The following is a 23,001-nucleotide window of genomic DNA, read 5'->3' as shown; positions in this document are numbered from 1 at the left end:
GGGGATAGATTAGGGGGAGAGCGGAGTCGTCTCTTGAGGCGGATAGATTTCGTGAAACATAAAAGTTTTCACTGAGGGTTTTAAATTCAACAATGATGAACTTTTTGTCCGGATAGAAAGAAGCTGTGTCTGAATTCTTTTTTGAAAACAGTAGCTTGCTCGGTGGGATCTTACGGGAATTTTGAGTAGTTCCCTGAGATTTTCACCAGAGATAAACGAATTTCATGTAGTAGGCGTTGGTTTCCGGCGTGTTCCGCCCTTCCACGCTATGGGAATAACGCGTTGTCAGGCTGATGTTTTTGGTCAGCGTGAACATGGCGCCCACCCCCATGGCGACCTCCCGGCTGCTGGAATTATCAATCCAGTTCTGCACGGTGCGGTCCCGCGTGCCCGCAGTATTCTGCCAGTCAAACGCCAGGAAGGGTTCAACCACGCGGTGGGCTTTCCAGCTGAAGCGCAGGTTGCTGTGGAATGTTGTGCCGGGTGTGTAACTATGTTGCCCATCAACGTGTTTTGTCATGTTGACGATGGCGCCAAGATCACCATCAAAGCTGAAATGCTTCCATTCATAGTCAAAAATGAAGCTGGAAAGGTTGGACCAGTAATGGGTGGCGAGGGCGTCCCGCGTGCCGCTGGGGGTTTGTAAAAAGGTCTGAATCCCGAAGGTGCTGTGTTTATTGGGCTTGAACCACACCGCCGGACCGCTGATGGTCCCCCCAAGCCCGCCATAATTGGTGCCGTTGGCCAGCGTGTAGGATTCGGTCTGGATGACTTCAAACGCAAAGCCGACATGGGGGAGGGCGTCAAAACTCCTGAAATGCACGTATTTTGTCATGCCTGCCCAGGTGTGGCTGCCGCCCTGTGCCTTGCGTGCGCCCTGGCTGTTATAGGTCGATCCGGCCGCATTGCCGTCCCCATACTGGACCAGAACATTAAAAGGCTTGAAATCGACCGGAAGATCGTATTCATGCGGGCCGATAATAGCCAGAGGAATATCCGCCGCCTTCGCGGTGGAAACACCGGAGAGCCCCGCCAGAATCGTAAAGAACGCAGCCTGACGAATAGGAAAAATATCCGTCGGGCACAGGATTTTGCGCGGGGAGAGAGGGCTGAAAAGGGCGAACAATACGGAGCGGGGCATAACGGACTGATACTTTTTAATTGGCAACGGTTTCAAACACATCCTACACAGCGCGGCCTGCGCTTATGGCCAGCGTAGTGGAACGTCGCATCCACTAATGAAGATGTTTAGGAAGGACAGCGTATCACGAACAGGTGATCATTTTATAAATCACACAAAAGTTATTTAAAGCTTGTCTGAATGAATGATCAGTAGCAAGGGACAGTGAGACGCTGACAGAGAAGGAAAAGGAACAGGGTATCATAAAGATTTTGGTAAAATTCTGTCGTTAATGCATAAAAAATTGTGAGGTTAAAATGAAGCCGACCTTAACGAGGTCATTAGGGCTTATAACCGGTGTAGCGCTTGCGTTGGTGGGGCTATACCTCGTCATCGCAGGCGGGCAGCTCGCGTTCCTTGGCGGTTCGCTGTTCTACCTGTTTGCCGGTCTTGTCCTGATTGTAACGGGCGTTCTTGGCCTTGTGCGGCCAAAGACGGCACCGCTTGTTTATGCCGCCCTTATGCTGGTGACCCTTATCTGGGCGCTGGCCGAAACGGGCCTGAACATCTGGGGTCTTGAAGTCCGTCTTATCACCTTCCTGGTGTTTGGTGTGTGGCTGCTGGTTCCGGCTGTATGGGCAACGGGCCGCGGCTGGATGGCGGATAAAGCAGCCCTTCTGGGCAGCGTTGCCGTAACCGGCGTCGTGCTGCTGGCAAGCTGCTTTACGTCCTATTCCATCAACGGCACCCTGTCCCCCGAGCGTATGGCCGCGAGTGACCCGACTGCCGAGACCGATAACAACATCGCCAATGCTGACTGGCATTATTACGGTCGCACGGCGCATGGGGACCGGTATTCTCCGCTGAGCCAGATCACCCCGCAGAACGTCTCTCACCTGAAGCTGGCCTGGCAGACGCAGACGGGCGACACCGCCCGCGCGGGTGAAGCTGCTGTGGCTGGCCCGGATCAGGGGCATGAGTTCAACCTTGAGGTGACCCCCATCAAGGTGGATGACACCTTGTATATGTGTACGCCCCACAGCTGGATTGTGGCCATGGATGCCGCAACCGGTAAGATCAAATGGACGTATGACCCGCATCCCGACAAAAAGGATGTGGCGGCAAACGTGTATCTGGCCTGCCGTGGCGTATCCTATTATCAGGCCCCGGAAGGCGCTCAGACTTCCTGCCCGAAGCGCATTTTCTCCCCCACGGCCGATGTGCGTCTGGTGGCTGTGAATGCAGAAACCGGCAAGCCGTGTGATGACTTTGGCGATCACGGGTCCATTTCCCTGCGCACCTATCTGGGCAATGTGCCGCTTGGCTTCCACTTCGTCACCTCTCCGCCGCTGGTTGTGAAAGACCGCGTGGTGCTGGGTGGCTGGGTGATGGATAACCAGGCCAACTTTGAACCCTCTGGTGCTGTCCGTGCGTTTGACCCGATGACGGGTGAACTGGCATGGGCCTGGGATGCTGGCCACACGCCGGAAAACTGGAAGCCCGGCCCGAATGACGAGCTGACGCGTGACACCCCCAACGCATGGGGCGTGTATACGGCAGATCCGGAACTCGGCCTGCTCTACATCCCCACGGGGAATTCCCCGCCGGATAACTGGGGTGGCACACGTCGCCCGTTTGACGAGGCAACCTCCAGTGCCACCATTGCTCTGGATATTGAAACCGGCGAACGCAAATGGACCTTCCAGACCGTGCATCACGATCTGTGGGACATGGACATTCCGGCTGGTCCGTCTCTGGTTGATCTGCCCGGCCCGAATGGCGAAAACATTCCCGCACTGGTGCAGGCAACCAAGCGTGGCGAATTCTTCGTGCTCGACCGCCGTACCGGCCAGCCTGTTCCGGGCTACCCGGTTGAAGAAAAGCCGGTTCCGACAGCTGGTATTGCACCGGATGACCATGTGTCTCCCACCCAGCCGTACCCGGTTGCCATGCCCTCTCTCACCCCGCCGGATCTGAAAGAAACGGACATGTGGGGGGCAACGCTGCTGGATCAGCTCATCTGCCGTATCCAGTATAAATCCTCCGCGTATGAAGGGCAGTTTACGCCCCCGCACGTTGGGAAAACCACCATTGTTTATCCGGCCTTCTACGGCGTAGTGGACTGGCAGGGTGCAACGGTTGACCCGGTTCGTAAGGTTCTGCTTGCCAACGCCAGCTACCTGCCGTTCCGCATCAAGCTGGACCACCGCACCGGACTGGAACAGAGCGGCGCTCTGCCCAAATGGAATGGTGACGGCAATGAACCCACACCCAAGGGGAACGCTCTGGCGATCTCGCCGGATTACGGCACCCCGTATGTGGCCTACACCAACCCCTGGCTGAACCCGCTGCAGATCCCCTGTAAGGGGCCTGTCTGGGGCACCATGACGGCGATTGACCTGGTGACGAAGAAAATCATCTGGCAGCACCCGATTGGTACCACGCGTGACACCGGGCCTTTCCGCACCCACAACAATCTGCCGCTGCCCACGGGCATGTATAATATTGGCGGTAGCGTTGTGACCAAGGGCGGCATGGTCTTTATCGGCGCAACGGCTGACGACTATCTGCGCGGGATCGATCTTGCCACGGGTAAGGTGATCTGGCGTGACCGTCTGCCCGCTGGTGGTCAGGCAACGCCGATGTCCTACTCCGTCAACGGCAAGCAGTATGTGCTGATTGCCGCCGGTGGGCACGGTGGCCTTGGCACCCGCTCTGGTGACTATATCCGCGCGTATGCGCTGGATGACGCCGCCGCAAAATAACGCGGTAGGTCTGGCAGTCTTTTAAAGGACTGCCAGCCTTTCCGGGCGGTTTGAAAAGCCGGTTCCGACCTTTTACGAGGTTGGGGCCGGCTTTTTTTTACGGGGTGTGCGGGGGGCTGCTGATGTGCGGCCTTGCGGGCGGGATCGGGCACTCAGCAAAATGGCGCTGCGCAGGTGGGTATACATTTCTGCCCGCGCGACACCGGCATCTCTGCGCCGGATGGCATCCAGAATGCGCTGGTGGCCTGCAAGGGTTTCTTCCACCGAGTAGTCCGGCAGGGATACCAGATTACCGACGCGGGAAAACCAGATCTGGTCATAACTGATTTCAAGCTGACGGCGGAGGAGTTCGTTTTGCGCGCCCTGGGCAATCAGCACATGGAACTGGGTGTCCAGCCGTTCAAACTCATAAAACTGTTTGGCGTGTCCTGCTTCGGCCTGTTCATTCAGGCAGGCCTGAATGGTTTCAATCAGGGCTTCATCCGCGCGTTCGCAGCACAGGGCGACGGAGGCCGTCTCAATCGCTTCACGAAATTCGTAAATCTGCCGGATGCTGTCATGAGACGGGGAGGCGACAACATAAAACCGCCCCTTCCGCCCAATCAGCTTATCCTGATGCAGGCGTTGCAGGGCTTCACGCACAGGCGTACGGCTTACGCCATAGCGGCGGCCAATCTCCTCCTCCTGCAGGACGGTGCCGCCCTGCACGCGGCTGTCAATCATATCGCGGCGGAGGGCGGTATACAGCTCTTCACCAGTCAGGGAGGGGCGACTGTCAGTCATTGGTCCATCATAGCCGGTTCCGGGGGGACAAGTATGAGGGCTTCTTATCTGAAAGTCATGCTGTGGTGAAATAACACGGGTCAGCGACCCGCAGAGGTTTCTCCATTGCAGCCAAAACGCTCCAGTGTGAAATGTTCGCGCCCGAGCGTATCCTGCTCCCCGGCAATCAGATTGGCCATGAGTTTACCGGCAGCCGGTCCCACCCCAAACCCATGCGCGGAAAAGCCGGTCGCGACAAACAGGCCGGGATAGCGGGCAACGGGGGAGAGAATGGGCAGGGCGTCTGGCACAACATCAATCACGCCCGCCCACATGGCGGCAACACGGGTTTTTTCAAACACCGGCATGTCTTCCCGCAGGCGTTGCATGGTGCGGGCCAGTGTCTTGCGGTCCGGGGCCGGGTCACACGCGCGGTAGTGTTCAAACGGGTTGGGGCGGCCTTTTCCGAATTGTCGTTCCTGTTTGAGTTCTTCCACAAAGGAAGAGCCGACACGCACGCTCAGCAGTTTTTTCTGTTTCAGAAAATTCGGCATGAACTCCCGCATGAAGCGGAAAGAATCTGGCGTGACGTATGTGATGGAGGAATTGCGCTGGGCAACCGTATAGCCGCCGTCCATCCGTTTCCGCACGGAAAAGCGGGATGAGGCGATAATCGGGTCCGGTCCGCCCTCCATAGGCTCCGTGCGCAAAACGGAGGCAATCACCTTGAGTTGTGGCAAGACAATATCAACCGTTTTGCACAACCAGCGGGACCAGATGCCCGCCGCAACCACAACGGCGGAGGCGCTGATGCGTCCGGTTTCTGTTTCAAACCCACAGGCGCGGCCCCCCTGAATATCAATGCTTTTGACCGCCGTATCCGGCAGGATCGTCACGCCTGCGGCTTCGGCCTTGCGCACCAGAAAACGCATAGCGAGATCAGGCTCCGCCCGCCCATCACCAGGGCTGTAAAGCGCGCCAGCCCATTGGCCCCGGCTTTGTGGCAGCAGGGTGTGTATTTCCGGCTGGCCCAGTTCACGCGCATCAAACCCATGCGTGCGGGCGGCGGCCAGCCAGCCTTCCAGAGTGTTCCACTCTTCCTTATCCTGCGCGAGGGAGAGCAGGCCACAGCGCGTATAGCCAAAATCGCCTTCTTTTGCCCATTGTTGCCAGAGTGGACGGCTGGCGACAGCCAGAGGCAGTTCCTCCATGGCCTGACTGATGGTGCGCACCCAGCCCCAGTTGCGGCTGGACTGTTCATAACCTGGGCGACCTTTGTCCAGAACAGCAACAGAGAGGCCTTTTTCGCGCAGAAACAGCGCAGTGCACAGGCCAATAATGCCACCACCAGCCAGAATAACATCATAATGGAGCGGTGCAGACGACGGCTTTGTCATGATGACCAGAATCTCCGTTGCAAAGCGTTTAAGAGCAGAACTTTTTCGGCATACTGAAAATAGGGATAAACGCTGGCGTGAGTCTTGGGAAGAAGTTTTTGTATGCTGAATTGTATGAGTCTGGGTAGAAAAGCAGACTCTTTTATGAACAGGAAATGGATTTAAATTTTGGAAAATATGACTATTTAAAAAGAATAAAATCACAAACAGGAAATAATTTTTTGAGGTTATTCAGGCCTGAAAGATACGGAAAAGAAAAGATTTTTGGAGGCCGGTGAAGATGCTGGGGTGAGGGGGGAAGAATCAGATTGGGGTTCTTCCTCATAAAGAAAGTTAGGAGATTTTCAGGGGTGAGGGCTTTTTGGGAAAGCTGAGAATCCTGTAGCGGAAATATTATATTATTTGGAAAATAAAAGATAAAACCCTTTTCTCATAAGGGTATGTGCAGATTTTCTGTGTTGGGTTGCCGGAAATTAATAGTTCCGTTTTCAAAACATGATTGACAGGCGTGCGCCGGATAAGACTAATCTCGGTATACCGAAATTTGGGATGAAGAATTGCCAGTGTGATGGTGCCGGTTCCCCGTATACCGAAGACCCGGCGGGGGCGGACCGTGGCACACTCTCAGACCAGACAAACAACGCCTTGGCCTGTGACAGGAGACGTAATGTGCGCCGTCTTTCAGCAAATTCTGTAAGTCTTTTTTGTGTTGCGGTTCTGGCGGCGGGCAATACGGCCTCCGCACTGGCGGAAACCGGTAAGGATACTGTGCGCAAGCGGACGCCCGTGAGAGCAACAGGCCGGGCTTCCTCCAGTCCTGCGTCCGTGCGTCCGGCACGGAAAGCGGGCCCCCTGATGGCGGGAAAAGCTGAAGAAATTACGGTCAGTTCCGGCCTCACGCCAAATGGTGTTTCTGGCCGTTCCGCTGGTGGCGGCATGATGCCGAAGCAAACAGATCCCTTTGCAAAAAGTGGTGTGACACGGGACTATATTGCCGCACAGGCCCCTGCAACCAATGCGCTGACTCTGTTGCGGAATGTGCCGGGGGTTGTGGTGGCCTCGGCTGACCCGACGGGGGCGACAGACCGCATGAGTGTCTCCATTCGCGGGATGAACCAGAACGAACTGGGTTATGAACTGGAAGGCATGAACCCATCGGACGTTCTCTACTACTCTCCGACGTCCTCCGGCTGGGCGGATACGGAAAATGTCGGGTCTGTAACGGTAACACCCGGCGCGCCGGATCTGATGGCCCCAACCTTCAGCGCGGTGGGTGGGCTAATTAGCGAAAAGCTGCGGGATCCGTCCCATAAATTTGGCGGTTTGCTAGACCTCACCTATGGCGGCAACAACATGCGGCGTGAATTCCTGCGGCTGGATAGCGGGGAATGGGGCCATACCGGTATTCACAGCTTTGCATCTTTTTCTGATACGCAGGCGTCCAACTGGCGTGGGCCGGGTGGGCTGCACCGCTGGCATATAGACTTCAAGGCAAATAAGAAGTGGGGAGATGGCAACAGCATTTCCGCCTTCATGTCCTATAATGACGTGCAGGAAAACCTGTATACCTACCCCACCATGGCGCAATGGAATGCCTATGGCATAAACTATAATTACAGCAAGAATTTTACCGGCAGTAATACAAACTATTACAAATTCCATCAGTATGAATGGAAACATGCGCGCGCCAGCGTGCAGATGAAGTTCAAGCTGGCGGAAGGGCTGAATCTTTCAGTCACGCCGTACATTTTTGATGTGGATGGCACGGTGCAGGGCGGCAGCACGCTCAACCAGAACACGGCGTTTCTGGGGGCAGAGTCTGCCAGCCCGCTCCAGTTTCCGGACGGGTCGGCGTCTTCTCAGGTGGCGCAGTCCAATGATACGTTCCATGAATCCACTTTTGGGATCAATAGTGTTCTGGACTGGAAAAAAGGCCATAATGACCTCCAGTTTGGCTACTGGTATTCCTACATCAATTATGCGGAAGACCCGACATATTCTCTGCCGGATGCCGCAGGGAACGCCAGCCGGTGGGGGCAGGACCCTGTTCTGACGGCGTCCGGTGCAGCACTGAAGCAGTGGGATGCACACGTTATTCAGCAGACCAACACGCTGAGCCTGATGGACACCTATTCCCTGTTGCATGACCGCCTGAAAATTTCAGCAGGTTTCAAGGAGGCCATGATTACCCGCACGGCAACCAACCTGATGCCCGGGGCCACCTACGCAACGGGCTTTAGCGATGCGCAGCCTCTGCCGCGCGTGGCGATCAGCTATCAGATTACGCCGCGGGATCAGGTCTATATTAACGGCACCACGGCCTTCCGTGAGGCCGCAGCCATTACGCCATCTGTGGACATGTTCAGCTCCTCTACCGGGCAGATGACGTCACGCCATGTGACAGGCGGGATGAAGCCGGAATATTCCATCGCGGAAGAGCTGGGTTATCGGCATTACGGTAAGTATTTCAACCTGTCTCTCTCTTTCTTTAACTACAATTTTACCAACCGGCAGATTACCAGCAGCTCTCTGGTGGAAGGGACAACCATTACCACGTCGCTCAACGGGGGTGGCCAGACCACGCGCGGGATTAGCGGGGAAATCAGCCTGCCGCGCTGGCATCACTTCACGCCGTATTTTTCCGGCCAGTATCTGCACGCCACGACGGATAATAACCTCGCTTCCAATGGTACCTATCTGCCAACGGCCGGGAAAGTCGCAGTGCTCAGTCCCAAATTCAGCGGCTCCATTGGTCTGTCTTATGATGATGGGCATGTGTTCGGGAATTTCGCCTTCAATTATGTCGGTTCCGAATATTCTACCTTCATGAATGATGAGAAAATTCCCTCTTATGAAACGGCCAATCTGGGCATTGGCTACCGGTTTAACGATGTGTTCTTCCTCAAACGCCCGCAATTGCAGCTGAACCTGACCAATCTGGGCAACAACCACTATCTGTCCGGCGCATGGGGGCTGACAACCAATGCCCATAATACGCTGGCCACGGACGGACATACTGTTATCAAGGGAAGCGCACCGACCTACATCACCGGTGGCAATTTTACCGGCCTTGTCAGCTTCACCTCGGGGTTCTGAATGACAAACACGCCGCATGCGCCCTCCAACGCCCGTCTCTGGCTCTCTGTGCTGGCCACAACGCTGGGGGGCGTTCTGGAATGGTATGACCTTATTCTTTACGGTCTGTTTGCCGTCATCCTGTCTCACCTGTTTTTCCCGGCCACAACGGCCGGGTTTTCCCTTCTGCTGAGCCTTGGCAGTTTTGGGGTGGCGTTTGTGGCACGCCCCATCGGGGCGGCGTGGCTTGGTTCCTATGCGGACCGAAAGGGGCGCAGGCAGGGGCTGGTGCTCTCGTCTTTACTGATGACGGTCGGGACCGGCCTTCTGGCTGTGGTGCCGAGCTATGCTACGATCGGGCTGGCGGCCCCCGTGATTGTAGTGTTGTCCCGCCTGCTGCAAGGGTTTGCCGCAGGCGGTGAGTTTGGCGGCGCGGCCACCATGCTGGCGGAGCGCAGCCCAAAATATCGCGGGGTGTATTCCAGCTTGCAATGGTCTGCCGGTGGGGTGGCTGTCACGCTGGCGTCTGCGGTGGCGTGGCTGGTGCATCAGGCATTTAGCGAGGCACAAATTCTGGCATGGGCCTGGCGATTGCCGTTTGCGCTTGGCATGGTGCTGGGACCGCTTACGGCCTGGCTCCGGTTGATCAGTGATGAATCCCCGGAGTTCAGACGGCAGGAGAATCATCAGCCCGTGCGTGAGGTTGTCCGGCATGAGCCCTTGCGCCTGCTGCTGGGGATGGGGCTGGTGAGTGCTGGAGCCACTGGAAGCTATCTGAATATCTACATGCCCACGCTGGCAAAAACCCAGCTGCATCTGGGGGATTCTGTCTCTTTTATAGGAACAATGGTCTCAGGTATTTTGACCATTCTTCTGCCGCCGTTGTTTGCCTTGCTGGGGGATAAAGTCGGGCGGCGGGGCATGATGGCCGTTATGGCGGTTGCAGGCGGTGTGATGGCCTGGCCGTTGTTCCATTTTCTGGTAGCCTTTCCGTCCGGCCTGCACCTTGTGCTGGTGCAGGCTTTTCTGGTGACAACTGTTTATTGCGGGTATTATGCGTCCGTCCCGGCTCTGTTTGCCGAGATTTTTCTGCCGCGCAACAGGACAACCGCCATTGCGTTAAGCTATGCACTGGGGCAGTTGGTTTTTGGTGGGTTTACCCCCATGATTCTTTCTGTTCTGGTCACCTATTTTCAGGATAAAGCCATTCCTGGCTTTTATCTTCTGGGAACAGTGGTGCTGAGTCTGGTGTGCCTGGCCTGCACGCGGCAGTATGCTGGCCGAGGACAATCGTTAAAGAGTGGGGAGCGGTAATCATGGTGTGTCTGGTCATCAAGCAGGGAGGTCCCGCAGCACTTCCTGAATGGAAAGCCCTGTTCGCCCGCCTCATGCCCCGGCTTGCGGTGCGGGACTGGGATGACCCGACGGTGGACCCCGCCCATGTGGATTACGCGCTGGTCTGGAAGCCCGAGCCGGGGCGGCTGGCAAAAATGGTCAATCTGAAAGCCATTCTGAGTGCCGCCGTGGGTGTGGACCATATTACCTGTGACCCGACATGGCCTAAAAACGTGCCGCTGATCCGCATGGGCGGGGAGGAGCCCGTCCTGCAGATGGAAGATTACGTGCTGTGGGCCGTCTTTTCCATTTTGCGGGATGCGGCCACCTGGCGCGTGGGCCAGCAGGATAAGGTCTGGACACGGCAGACTGGACCTGCCCGAACCTCTGCCGAGATGAAGGTGGGGGTGATGGGCCTTGGTAGCCTCGGTGCCCCGGTGGCCATGCGGCTGGCGCGTGCGGGCTTTCAGGTTTCCGGGTGGGCGCGGCATGCCAAAACGCTGGAGGGTGTGACCTGTTACGCGGGCACCAAAGGCCTGAGCGGCTTTCTGCATGCGTGTGACACACTGGTCTGCCTGCTGCCGGAAACGCCCGAGACCACCGGCATGGTGACGTATGATGTGCTGGCCCAGCTCCGCAAGCCAGCCGGGTTGATTAATGTGGGGCGTGGCCCGCTGGTGGTGGAAGCCGATCTGCTGCGGGCCTTGAATGACGGCACACTGCATACGGCCGTGCTGGATGTGTTTGACAAGGAACCCCTGCCTGCGTCCTCGCCATTGTGGACGCATCCGCGTGTCATCATCACCCCGCACGCGGCAGCGGATTCCTCGCGTCCCGCGCGGGCGGCGTATGTGGCGTCTGTTATTGAGGCACTGGAGCAGGGGAGGGATGTGCCCCTGCGGTATGATCCCGCAAAAGGCTATTAAGGCTTCCGCTCTGAGGTGACGCCTTTATGTGACTGTTGCGCGAAAAGAGAGCCTGAAAGTCATTCCATGCTTGCAAGAGCGGGGGAGCAGCCTTCATACGGAGGCTGTTTTTCAGGGTGACTAAAGCTGGGCACCCGCGTTGCATTCTCTGACTGGCCTGAGGGGGCGGAGGGCTGGCTCCGTCTCTTCGTGCCGGGTTCAGGATCATGAAGGAGTGGTCTTATTTTCTACCGTGGTCAAAAAGCTGTCTCCCGCCGTAAAGCGGGCGTAACCAGACGGATGAGCAGGCTCAGCACGGCGCTGACCATGGTGGGGATGATGCCTGTCTGGTGCGCTGCGGCGCAGGCTGAAGGGGCTGCATCTGATGGAAAGGTCCATCATCGTGCAGGCCCGGTACGGCACGCCAGCACGGCAAAGCCCGGCCCGGTGATGGCGCGGCAGACAACGGCGGTGGATGTCAGTGCGCGGCGGCATGATTTTGCGTATCAGGAAGCCCAGCATATCCCGGACGCTACCACGCGCATTACGGCGGAGCGGCTGACGGAGCGTGGCGTGGTCACGCTGCGCGGGCTGGAACGGGTGGCCCCGAACCTGACCATTCAGAGCATTAATGGCACGGCTTCCACCAATTTCTATCTGCGCGGGGTGGGGTTTAATGACTTCACGCAGAACAATATGGCCCCCGTCCTGACCTATGTGGATGACGTCGCCTTCCCCTATTCCTCCATGACTAGCGGCATGATGTTTGACCTCGCCGGAGCGAGTGTCACCCCCGGCCCGGTGGGCACGGAACACGGGCAGTCCGACACGGGCGGGGAAGTGCATCTGCACACCAATGACCCCACGGACGCATGGCATTTTGGCGCGACGGAGGATATTGCCTCCTACGCCCGCAGCCGCAGCGAGGCGTATGTCTCCGGCCCGCTGGCGCGTGGGCTGAGCTTCCGTCTGGCCGGGCAGACCCAGCATGGCGGCGGCTGGCAGACCAACCCGCTGAATGGCGACCATCTGGGCGATGCGGACCTCTGGGCTTTGCGCGGTAAATTGCGCTGGAAGCCGGATGCGCACACGACCATTCTGCTGGGCGGACATTTTACGCAGGATAACAGCGAAGTTGTGACGGCGGTGCCCGTGCATCGGCTGATCGGCACGCAGCCTCTGCCGGATATGGCATCCTGGCAGCAGGCGGAGTGGTCGTCGCGCCCGGAATTTGCAAAACTGATTGGCCGTAAGGCAGGGATCAAGCCGAGTGAACATAACCAGTTCTGGGGTGCGGACCTGCATATCGACCATGATTTCGGACCACTGACCCTCAGCGCCATCAGCGCGTTCGAGACGGAACGGCAGGGCGAATATACTGATCAGGACGGCACCGCACTCTCGCAGGCAGATACGTATCGCACGATTGATGCCAATACATTCACGCAGGAACTCCGGCTCCATTCCTCCAACACGCAGGACAAGCTGCAATGGGTGGTGGGCGCGCATTATCAGCGCACGCGGATGAACCAGCGGTTCTTCTTTGATTATACAGACTACACGCCTGCACGCGGCTATATGATGGCGACCAATTTTGGTCTGAATCAGGAAAGTCTCTCAGAATTCGGGCATGTGAGCTATCGCCTGCCGCATGGCGTGATGATCTGGGGCGGTCTGCTGCATGAGCGGGATGAACGCTCTATCACGGGTCTGAAATCTCAGATTTTTGGTGGTGCAACCACGAATTTTCACGGTGAGAGCACCACGTCTGACCAGTTTGCCGGGCAGGTTGGCGTCTCCTGGCAGATGCTCCAGCATGCGCTCGTCTATTATAAAATGAGCAAGGGCTTCAAACCCGGCGGCTTTACCGCCAACAATACCCAGATTCAGGCACAGCTTGACCCGTTTAAGCCGGAAACGGTGCTGACGTATGAAGTGGGCTTCAAATCCGACCCTATTCCGGACAAGCTGCGCATCAATGGTGCTGCGTTTTACAACGATTTTCACAATCAGCAGATTCTGGGCACGGTGCTGATCCCCAATTACGGACCGCTGAGCGAAATTACCAACGCGCCAAAGTCCGAAAGCTGGGGGTTTGAGGGCACTATTGAGGCACATCCGTTCAGCCATTTGCATCTCACGCAAAATCTTGGCTGGCAGCGGGGGAATTTTCAGGATTTCCCGACGGTAAACCGCGCCAAGACCAACGCCTATTACGCACAGCATGGCGTATGGAAAGCCATTAACGATAATTTTAGCGGGGTGGATAACGGCCAGCCCAAGCTGACACTGAATGGCTCGGCAGAGTGGCGGCAACCGCTGGCGCGCGCTTATACGCTGGAGTTCGGGCCGGACTGGCAGTATCGCGGCAGTCAGGCCATCACACCGGGCGGCACCGGGTTTTACCGTCTGCCGCCGTATTTCCTGCTGGGGGCGCATGTGTCCTTTCGCTCCGCCTCCGGGCGGTGGGAAGCCACGGTTTATGCCCGCAATATCCTCAACCGCCGGTTTGCGGAAAGCGGCGGGCAGGCCACGACAACTTACTTCTACATCCCCGGAGAACCGCGCTTTATTGGGGGACGGATTTCCTGCGCGTACTAGGGCGTTAGTGTGGGTTGGCGTAAGGTCTGGTGGCGTACTGATTACGAAAATCCAAGCCCGCGTTGATGTCACGGAAACGGCTGTAACGAATTGGGCCGCTACAGGAATTTTACCTGTAACGGCCAAATAGTTTAGACAGATCGACGTACCGCATAGGCTCTTAGAAAGAATACCCTATGCTTGTCACATCAGAAGTGGACACCGATTGAGGCCTGGAAAGAACGGCCAAGAATGACATCGTAATAGCGTGTCAGGCCCACTGTTCCCACACCTTTGGGAAGTGCATTGAAAACGTTGTTCATCATGAAGTTGAAGTTAAGATTTTTTGTGATTTTGTAGCCAATTGTCGTATTGAAGTAAAAGAAGTCCGGGCGGCTGTTAAATGTTTCTGCATATTCACTGGCGGTCACGTTAAATTTGGACGGGCCGTAATAGATGGTCTGCCACTGCACAAAAAGCGGGCCACGCACATAATCCAGATTAGCGGTAAACGAATCTTTGGGGGAGCTGGTGCTGCCAACCTGAGGGTAGGTCGCGCCCAGGAATGTCTGCGTATTCTTGACGTAGTGGTTGTAGTTTACGCCAAGGTTAAACGCACCCCAGTTCACAAACCGTTCGCCAAAGCGGGACAGCGGAATGTAGTAGTTCAGCTTTGCTTCAAGAGCCTGCATATGCTGATTGGCAATATTCACGAAGCCTTCCCGATAATCCGTCACCTGATGGGTGTCAGGGTCACGTGAGAACATGCTGCAATATTTGTTGGGGAACGAGGCGGAATCATAGCAGGCACTCATGATGTCGCTGATGCCCAGATCCTCGATTTCATTGCTGATGGTGACATCAACAAAAGAGGCGTCCAGCTGCAAACCCTGAATGAAATGCGGCATGAAATGCAGTGTCCCCGTATAGCTATGGGAAACCTCGTTCTGCAAATGCGCGTTGCCGCCATCAGTTCCGTAAATACCGTAGTTCACGATATTCGAAACAAAGCCTTTCGGAATACCCTGTTTGGCACAGTTAGCTGCACGCACGGCAGGGTTGGGGCCGTTGGCAATATCTTCCTGAGCACAGGGGTCACTGGCCATGCTGTTGACGCGGCTGGTGGGGGAGAACAGTTCCGTGACGGACGGATTACGAACCGACTGGGCATAATTTCCGCTAAAGCCAAAATCTCTGGTGGGCCACCAGCTGCCACCAAACATGTAGGTCCAGTAGCTGCCGGTCATGCTGTTGTTAATGTAGCGTCCATTGGCTGTAGCTGAAATATGATAAGCCCCCGGCACATGCATGTCCGGGGACACGATTGGCACATCGAGTTCCCCAAAGACTTCATGCGTGCCGTAAGCCCCGCTGGTATTGGGGGTAGGAATTTCGTCACCATACTGGCGGCGGCTGCCATCAGACAGCACTTCACCATTCAGGATGCTGCCTGCATTGAAGTCATAAGATTCCCAGCGGTGCTCGTAACCCAGATCCCAGCGCACATCTCCTGCGGGCAGTTTGAGAATGGTGCTGTGAATTTCAGCCTGAACGTCAAGCTGCTTATTGGTGTTGCTGGGGTTAACCCATGACGTAATGTATTTGAGTGCGGCCTGACTTTCCTGACCACGCCCAAAGACATTCAGGGGGGCGCAGGTCTCGCTCCGGGTCTGGGCTGTGGAGTTGGTATAACCCGGCGCGCAGCCAATGGAGCCATCAGGAAGTGTTACGGCATCCAGTGCGTTAATCAGGTTGTTGGTATCCACCATCAGGGTTTTGGTGTTGCTGAGATACTCGCTATATTCGCTCTTAACACTCCAGTCGAAATGGCGGCCTATGGCGTCGAAATCACCATTCAGACCGCCCTGAAAGCGATACATCTGGTTTGTGGTGGTAAAGGCACCCTCCCCAAAATCCTGGTTGGCGCGAGAGAGGTAGAACGTATCCGTCGGCTGGCCGGCAGCCTTAAGGGAATTGATGATGGTGCTTCGTTCTGCCGATGTCAGATACGGGTTGGCCGTGCTTAAAACCAGATTGCCATTAACGTAACTCTGCGGGTCAGCATCAAAATTAGCACGCGTCAGCGGACTGCCTTCAAACGTGGCAGAATAATACAGGCCCTGATTAACGGAGCTCTTTGCCTGCCCGCGCTGGTACCAGCCTTGCCATGTGGCATGCAGGTGCGGGGTGAAGTCATAATGTCCCAGCGTTGTCAGATTCAGAGAATTCTGCGGCGTATAAAGCTGGTCATAATTTTCAAAGGAAAGACCGTTCCCGCCAGCGGTGTAATAATTACTGCGTGTGACGGTGCCTGTCAGGGGGACAAGAGATTGCCCGTTCGGGCTGAACTGCAAAACACCCCCGCCCGCAGCGGCGATACCACCAGACGCTTTGCCGAAAGACGAAGGATTCAGGTTGCCATTGATAAGCGGGATGCCGGTTGCGCTCAGCTGGCTGAAACGCTCGTTGCGGGTCAGGACATAATAATAGGGTGAATCGCTTGTCAGCGCCGGCCACAGATAGGTCTGTGCTTCACTGCCGATGCTTTTGGCGCGATCATTGTAAACGAGGCCGTCCGCGTTACGATATTCTACGTCAAAGACGATGCCGCCTTTGTCATGGTCAAAGCTTGTGCCGTATTTCAGGTAAACCTTTTCCTGCCCGCCATCCAGTTTCTGGGTCCAGTTTCCCTGTGCGTTGAAATCAAGCCCTTTGAAATGATCATCAAGCTGATAGTTAACGACACCGGCCACGGCATCGGCACCGTATGCTGCACCCGCGCCCCCGTAACGGGTATCAATCTTTTTCACCAACGACGTCGGAATGGTGCCCACATCCACCTGCGACCCGCTGCCTGCGCCATAAAGTGAGGCTGTCGCGCCACCAACCATACGCATGCCATCAATCAGCGTAAGGGTTCGCTGATCCCCCAAAGCGAGCAGACCACTGAAGGTCTGCCCGGCCCCCCATGAGCCCTGACTGCCGACGGGGCTGTTTGACGGGACGGAAAACGCCGGGTTTTCACGCAAAAGGGCGAGGCCAAGGTTGGTGTATCCCCGGGCCGCAAGCTGCTTGGCGTCCAGCGTGCTACCGGCCATGACGTTACTCAGGCGCGTCTGGGAAAGACGGGTGCCCGTAACGGTCACATCTTCGCTTTTGCTGCTCTTCGTGACAGCGGACATCTTCTGGATGGTGTCGGTCTTCTCGCTTGTGGCACTTGTCTGTGTCGTGCCTGCGGTTCCAGTGGGCGCAGCAGTGGCCGCCGATGGCGTTGTGGCAGAAGACGATGCGGCGGTGGTGGTCTTTTTGGCGGTGGTTTTCTTCTTCTTGCTTTTGGCCGGGGAGGCAGAACTATGTGACGCTGCTGTGGTGGCGGCTTTCGCGCCATCGCTGTTCCAGCCAGCAAACGTTACTGCGGCACCAATGAGCAGAACCTTTCGCAAGGCTGGTCTGGACGGATATTGTTTAGATTTCTTCTGATCATACCGAACAGATAGAAGAACAGTGCTCATTCAACCAGCCTCCGTATGTCGCCCTGGGTGACCGCAGATGATTTCATCGCGATACAAGCAACTTCACCGCATATTTGTTACGATTCCATTCTGAATGGGGTTTTGTCGATTTCCAAATCGTTCTGACCTGTTAACCTATGGTTCAGGGTGATACCGGGGTTTGGCGGATCCGTTTGTCGAAAAGCTCGAAGAACGACAGGTCATGCTGGTTATTTCTTCAAAGAGAAACCGAGGCTCTCCACGATAATATTTCTGCGTGTTCTATAAAAAATTCAGAACCATTAAAGAATTTTGTGCTGGATCGAAACAATTCGGGCGTATCGCACCACGTTTCGATAAACTGAAAATGATTGTTCTTACGTCAGTGCACTGTCTCGCCATTATCATCCGAGGTAACGGACGGCACATCCGGAGAATTTTATCCCATTTTTCGACATGCCGCGCATGGCTGTGTATTCATGTGGGCATGACACAGGAAGATAGTGACAGATTCACCCTAAAATCCCCTCGTAAACAAGACCTGCAAACAGGCGGAGGGGTTTGTTTCTCATGAGCGACCAGCACGACTCTCACGCGCATTTCGGCTGGTTCAAGCGCCGAAAACACCTGACGACCGACGATATTACGGTTGTCGATACTGATATGCTCAAGCGGGCCGTGGGGGCCGCGGCGCTGGGCAATGCGATGGAATGGTTCGATTTTGGTGTGTACGGTTATATTGCCGTCACGCTGGGGAAGGTGTTTTTCCCCTCATCAGACCCGACCCTCCAGCTGATTGCCACCTTCGCGACGTTCACGGTGGCCTTTCTGGTCCGCCCCATTGGCGGCGCGGTATTCGGCCCGATGGGGGACCGGTACGGACGGCAGAAACTGCTGGCTGTCACCATGATCATGATGGCGCTGGGCACGTTCTGCATCGGCCTGATTCCGTCTTATGGGCATATTGGCGTGTGGTCGCCCATCCTGCTGCTGCTGGCGCGTCTGGTGCAGGGCTTTTCCACCGGCGGGGAATATGGGGGAGCCGCGACGTTTATTGCCGAATATTCCACGGACCGAAATCGCGGCCTGATGGGCAGCTGGCTCGAGTTCGGGACATTGGCGGGCTACATTGCCGGGGCCGGGGCAGTGATGACGCTCCAGTTCTCGCTGAGTGACGCCGATATGGTCAGCTGGGGCTGGCGCATCCCGTTCCTGATTGCCGGACCGCTGGGCTTGATTGGCCTCTATATGCGGACCCGGCTGGAAGAAACCCCAGCCTTTCAGGCCTATGCCGCAGAAGCCGAAAAGCGCGAGCATGAAAAGCCGGGCTGGCGCGACCTGCTGACGGTCCACTGGCGGCAGTTGCTCAAATGTATCGGGCTGGTGCTGGTCTTCAACGTGACCGATTATATGCTGCTCACCTACATCCCCAGCTATATGACGGTCACGCTCAACTACCCTGAAAGCAAGGGGCTACTGCTCATCATTCTGGTGATGGTGCTGATGATGCCGCTGAATGTTCTGGGTGGCTATTTCAGTGACCGTCTGGGCCGTCGCCCGATGGTCATCAGTGCGTGTGTGGCGCTGGTGGTACTGGCTATTCCGAGCCTGCACCTTATCCGCAGTGGGAATGACATCGAGATTTTTGGTGGCCTGATGCTGCTGGGGCTGGCGCTGGTCTGTTTTACCAGTTCCATGCCCTCCACACTGCCGGCTCTGTTTTACACGCCGGTGCGCTACACAGCGCTTTCAGTGGCGTTTAACGTCTCGGTTTCCCTGTTTGGCGGCACCACACCGCTGGTGACGGCCTGGCTGGTGAAGCGGACCGGCATGCTGGATATGCCCGCATGGTATCTGATGGGGGCCGCACTCATTGGCGCGCTCACTATGCTGACGGTGCGGGAAACGGCCCGCCTGCCGCTGCGCGGCTCACCGCCCGCTGTGGGCAGTGATGATGAGGCCGAACGGCTGATGAACGGCAAGCAACGCCTGACAGTAGACCCCACGCCGCCATCTGTACCCTGAGGCGGACGATCCTTATCCCTCGCGGTGAAGGCGTCGCGGGGGAGGGCCCTCGGCAGAGGCCAGGCGTTCCTGCAATTTGTGGTGAAACGCCGGAGCCGGGCGGGGTTGTTGCGCGGCCATGGCGGCAACGCGGGCCGGTGCATCGGCCAGCATTTGCGGAATAAGCTGCGTTTCCGGCAGGTTTTTCCAGTATTTGCGTGGCATTTCAGACAGCATGGCTTTGGTCTTGATGCGGGCCGGGTTGAAGGTTGAGACGTAATAGGTCTGCCAGAGCTGGTCGATATCATCTGACAATTTGGGTTTGGCGCAGGGCGTGGGGCTGAAGGCACAGGTCTCGCCATTCCATGCGAGAGAGCCTTTGGGGGTGAGGATCACCCAGTCCATATCCACAAATCGCTTTGAAAAAAACGGGGCCACGCTGGGCAACACATAATGGTCCGGCTCAAACCATGCGTAAAAGGATCGTCGGCCGTTCTGTGCCTCGCCATGTTCACGGAAGCGCACATAGGCCGTCATTTTATGCGTATCTTCCCGCACCTGTTTGTGCATGTGCAACGCGCGGGCAATGTCCGGGTCTGTGGCGATGCTGGCGAGGGCCGGTTCCGTCTGCGCGCGCCAGAGAATGCGGTAGGCGAGGGCAAACCGCGTCTGGTCTGCATGGCGCAGAATGGAGCGCAGCAGAGCGAGGCACTTGCTCCGCAAAACAGGCGGCTGTGCCCCATTTTTGGGCGTGGGGGCGACCAGCGGCGTATCAAACAGCGTGGTTTCTGCCGAGGCACAGCGCCATTCAATTTCTTCCGGGGCACGGTCGGCCAGAAAGCACTGGCGCGCCAGCGGCCGCCATGCGGAAAAAGAGGTGTGGTCGTCGAGGATAAAACCGTAGGCCATGATCAGAAAACGCGTTTCAGAAAAGAGCAAGTTGCTGAGGTTGCGGCACAAAAAGCTGCCGGAGGTTCTGCTGTTCCGCCAGCCTGCCGGGGGACCAGCCAGTGGCGTAGAGGAAAGGTTTGACCTTGCGGATGGAGACTTTCAGCTTTGCGAGGTCTTCCAGCCGCAACTGCCGGTGGCGGCGCGCGGCGACAATGGCCTGCACGGAACGCACGCCTAAGCCCGGCACCCGAAGCAACATTTCCTTCGGCGCGCGGTTGAGGTCGATGGGGAACATCGCGCGGTTTGCCAGCGCCCAGGCCAGCTTGGGGTCCAGCTCAAGGTCCAGCATGCCATCGGGGCGGCTTGCCGTGATTTCAGAAAACTGGAAGCCGTAAAAGCGGAAAAGCCAGTCGGCCTGATACAACCGATGCTCGCGCAACAACGGCGGGGCTTTGACGGGCAGAATGGCCGAGGCATCGGGGATCGGGCTGAACGCCGAGTAATAGACGCGCCGCAGCCTGTAACCCGTGTAAAGCGAGGAACTGCTGGAGAGAATATCCCGGTCCGTTGCCTGATCAGCCCCGACAATCATCTGCGTGCTCTGGCCACCCGGGGCAAAGCGCGGGGCTTTGCGGCCCGTGAGGGTGCGGTCTTTTGCGGCGTCGATATGCGTGCGCATCTCGCCCATGGAGTGGCGGATTTCTGACGCATGTTTTTGCGGGGCGTAGTCCGCCAGCCCGTGCTCGGTCGGCATTTCCACATTGATGGAAAGCCGGTCTGCATACAGCCCGGCTTCCGCCAGCAAGGCGGGGGAAGCGTTGGGAATGGTTTTGAGGTGGATATAGCCACGGAACTTGTGCGTCTGCCGCAACTCCCGCGCCACCCGCACCATCTGGCTCATAGTGTCATCTGACGTGCGGATGATGCCAGACGAGAGGAACAGCCCCTCAATATAGTTCCGGCGGTAAAATTCCAGCGTCAGCCAGATGACCTCATCGGGCGTGAACCGCGCGCGCGGCACGTTGGAGGAGGAACGATTGATGCAATACGCGCAGTCATAAATGCAGAAGTTGGTCAGCAGGATTTTCAGCAGGGAAATGCATCGGCCATCTGGCGTGAAGGCATGGCAGATGCCGTTGCTGACGGACCCCAGCCCTTTGCTGGCCGCAGAATCCCGTTTGCCTGCGCCGCTGGAGGAGCAGGAGGCATCATATTTGGCGGCATCGGAGAGCAGGGCCAGACGGTCAGACAAGCTTTGCTTCATGGTGTTCATGTTATGTTCTTGTTCGGGGCATTGCAAGAGATCTCTCGCGGCGGTGCCGAAGGGGAGGGGGCGCGTCTGGTTTTCTGCTGCAAAGGGCAACGGAAAACGGAAAGCCAGACGATGTGGTGAAGTTCGCGGAGGGGATTCTGCCCTGAGAGCGGGTTGCGGGACTCCGGGGGGAGCACGGAAGGGGAACGCCGAAAGAGAGCTTTCGTGCCCATTCGTGGGAGCGGGCAAAGTGCTGGCGTCAGGGCCGGGGAGGGCGGTCAGGCAAAAGGGCGGAAGACTGCGGTTTGTTACCAAAACAGAAATTCACATATGCGTGCGGTGTATTATTTTGCCGAGCCAGCCGGCAACGGGGCATGGCACGCAAGCGTTTGGGGAGGAGCTTTCCTCGGTCAGCCACACAAGAAAGAAAAAAGGACGTGGTCTATGCAGATTTCCAGAGAGACCCTGCTTCGGTCCTACCGTGCCATGCGCACCATCCGGGTGTTTGAAGAACGCCTGCATCGTGAATTTGCGACCGGGGAAATCCCGGGCTTTGTGCATCTCTATTGCGGGGAGGAAGCCTCCGCCGTTGGGGTCTGCGCCAATCTGACGGAGCAGGACACCATTGCCAGCACCCATCGTGGCCACGGCCATTGCATTGCCAAGGGCGTGGATGTGGGCGGCATGATGGCTGAAATTTATGGCCGCAAAACCGGCGTCTGCCGGGGGAAGGGCGGTTCCATGCATATTGCCGACCTTTCCAAAGGCATGCTGGGCGCCAATGGGATTGTGGGCGGTGGACCGCCGCTGATCTGCGGAGCGGCGCTGTCTCATAAGGTTCTGAAAGATAACGGTGTGGCCGTGGCTTTTTATGGTGATGGTGCTTCGAATGAAGGCACCACGCTGGAAAGCCTTAATCTGGCATCTGCCTGGCATCTGCCGGCCGTATTTGTGGTGGAAGATAATGGCTATGGCGAGGCCACCGGGTCTTCCTACGCCTGTGCGGGCACCCAGAAGGACCGCGCCGCCGGGTTTGGCATGCCGTATATGGAATGTGATGGTTCGGACTTCTTCGCCGTGCATGACGCGGCGCGTGATGCCATTGACCACGCCCGCTCCGGCAAAGGCCCGGTCATGCTGCATGTGCATCTGGAGCGCTGGTATGGGCACTTTGAAGGGGACGCCATGAGCTATCGCGCCTCCAATGAAGTGGCCGATGCCAAGAAAAACCATGACTGCCTTGAAAGCTTCCGTGAACGGGCCACGCAGGAAAAGCTGCTGGACCTCAGCGCGCTGGATGACATTGATGCCGCCGTGGCGGACGAAGTTGAGAGCGCCGTGCAGGCCGCCAAACAGGCTCCCTGGCCGGAAGATGCAGATCTGATGGCGGATGTTTACGTCAAAATCTGATGGGATTTCGGGCG

The 23,001-nt window shown here is 57.0% G+C and carries 13 protein-coding genes; 7 read left to right on the top strand and 6 right to left on the bottom strand.

Annotated features, from left to right (window positions below; genetic code table 11):
- Positions 1–202: 202 nt before the first annotated feature.
- Entirely contained in the window at positions 203–1,141 is a 939-nt protein-coding gene (locus KP703_RS05685) for a transporter (RefSeq protein WP_082779707.1), read from the bottom strand.
- Between the two features lie 296 nt (positions 1,142–1,437).
- Between KP703_RS05685 and KP703_RS05680 the strand changes: the two genes are divergently transcribed.
- Entirely contained in the window at positions 1,438–3,885 is a 2,448-nt protein-coding gene (locus KP703_RS05680; RefSeq protein ID WP_062271875.1) for a membrane-bound PQQ-dependent dehydrogenase, glucose/quinate/shikimate family, read from the top strand.
- A 72-nt stretch (positions 3,886–3,957) separates the two neighbouring features.
- On the opposite strand, the gene KP703_RS05675 is transcribed toward KP703_RS05680, so the two are convergent.
- Both KP703_RS05675 and KP703_RS05670 read right to left on the bottom strand, forming a co-directional pair.
- Positions 3,958–4,668 carry a GntR family transcriptional regulator gene (locus KP703_RS05675; protein WP_052403928.1) on the bottom strand — a complete coding sequence of 237 codons (711 nt, stop codon included), beginning with the start codon at positions 4,666–4,668 and terminating at the stop codon, positions 3,958–3,960.
- A gap of 80 nt (positions 4,669–4,748) precedes the next feature.
- On the bottom strand, positions 4,749–6,044 hold the full coding sequence (locus KP703_RS05670; protein ID WP_215754077.1) for an FAD-binding oxidoreductase: 1,296 nt from the start codon (positions 6,042–6,044) through the stop codon (positions 4,749–4,751).
- 549 nt (positions 6,045–6,593) lie between these two features.
- Here KP703_RS05670 and KP703_RS05665 point away from each other — a divergent pair.
- The 4 genes from KP703_RS05665 to KP703_RS05650 all read left to right on the top strand — a co-directional run bounded on the left by KP703_RS05665 (position 6,594) and on the right by KP703_RS05650 (position 13,960).
- Entirely contained in the window at positions 6,594–9,140 is a 2,547-nt protein-coding gene (locus KP703_RS05665) for a TonB-dependent receptor (RefSeq protein ID WP_215754076.1), read from the top strand.
- Complete coding sequence (locus tag KP703_RS05660) at positions 9,141–10,433, top strand: MFS transporter (RefSeq protein ID WP_215754075.1); 1,293 nt, start codon at positions 9,141–9,143, stop codon at positions 10,431–10,433. It abuts the gene before it with no gap.
- 2 nt (positions 10,434–10,435) lie between these two features.
- Positions 10,436–11,380: a glyoxylate/hydroxypyruvate reductase A gene (locus KP703_RS05655; protein ID WP_215754074.1), complete on the top strand. Its 945-nt coding sequence runs from the start codon at positions 10,436–10,438 to the stop codon at positions 11,378–11,380.
- Between the two features lie 279 nt (positions 11,381–11,659).
- Positions 11,660–13,960 (top strand): TonB-dependent receptor, encoded by a 2,301-nt coding sequence (locus KP703_RS05650; RefSeq protein WP_252353863.1) that lies wholly within the window; start codon positions 11,660–11,662, stop codon positions 13,958–13,960.
- 188 nt (positions 13,961–14,148) lie between these two features.
- Here the strand turns inward: KP703_RS05650 and KP703_RS05645 are convergent, their stop codons facing one another.
- Positions 14,149–17,451, bottom strand: coding sequence for a TonB-dependent receptor domain-containing protein (locus KP703_RS05645; protein ID WP_215754073.1), 3,303 nt, complete (start codon positions 17,449–17,451; stop codon positions 14,149–14,151).
- 549 nt (positions 17,452–18,000) lie between these two features.
- On the opposite strand from KP703_RS05645, the gene proP reads away from it, so the two are divergent.
- On the top strand, positions 18,001–19,455 hold the full coding sequence (proP, locus tag KP703_RS05640) for a glycine betaine/L-proline transporter ProP (RefSeq protein ID WP_062143005.1): 1,455 nt from the start codon (positions 18,001–18,003) through the stop codon (positions 19,453–19,455).
- Between the two features lie 12 nt (positions 19,456–19,467).
- On the opposite strand, the gene KP703_RS05635 is transcribed toward proP, so the two are convergent.
- On the bottom strand, positions 19,468–20,343 hold the full coding sequence (locus KP703_RS05635; protein WP_215754072.1) for a TIGR03915 family putative DNA repair protein: 876 nt from the start codon (positions 20,341–20,343) through the stop codon (positions 19,468–19,470).
- A 16-nt stretch (positions 20,344–20,359) separates the two neighbouring features.
- Positions 20,360–21,589 (bottom strand): putative DNA modification/repair radical SAM protein, encoded by a 1,230-nt coding sequence (locus KP703_RS05630; RefSeq protein WP_215754099.1) that lies wholly within the window; start codon positions 21,587–21,589, stop codon positions 20,360–20,362.
- 432 nt (positions 21,590–22,021) lie between these two features.
- Here KP703_RS05630 and KP703_RS05625 point away from each other — a divergent pair, with 432 nt between their 5' ends.
- Positions 22,022–22,987 (top strand): thiamine pyrophosphate-dependent dehydrogenase E1 component subunit alpha, encoded by a 966-nt coding sequence (locus KP703_RS05625; protein WP_215754071.1) that lies wholly within the window; start codon positions 22,022–22,024, stop codon positions 22,985–22,987.
- Positions 22,988–23,001 lie beyond the last annotated feature (14 nt).

Origin of the sequence: Acetobacter sp. P5B1 (genome assembly GCF_018811985.1) — a bacterium.
GTDB classification, from domain to species: Bacteria; Pseudomonadota; Alphaproteobacteria; order Acetobacterales; family Acetobacteraceae; genus Acetobacter; species Acetobacter cerevisiae.
This window is presented reverse-complemented; position numbering and strand designations above follow the sequence as displayed.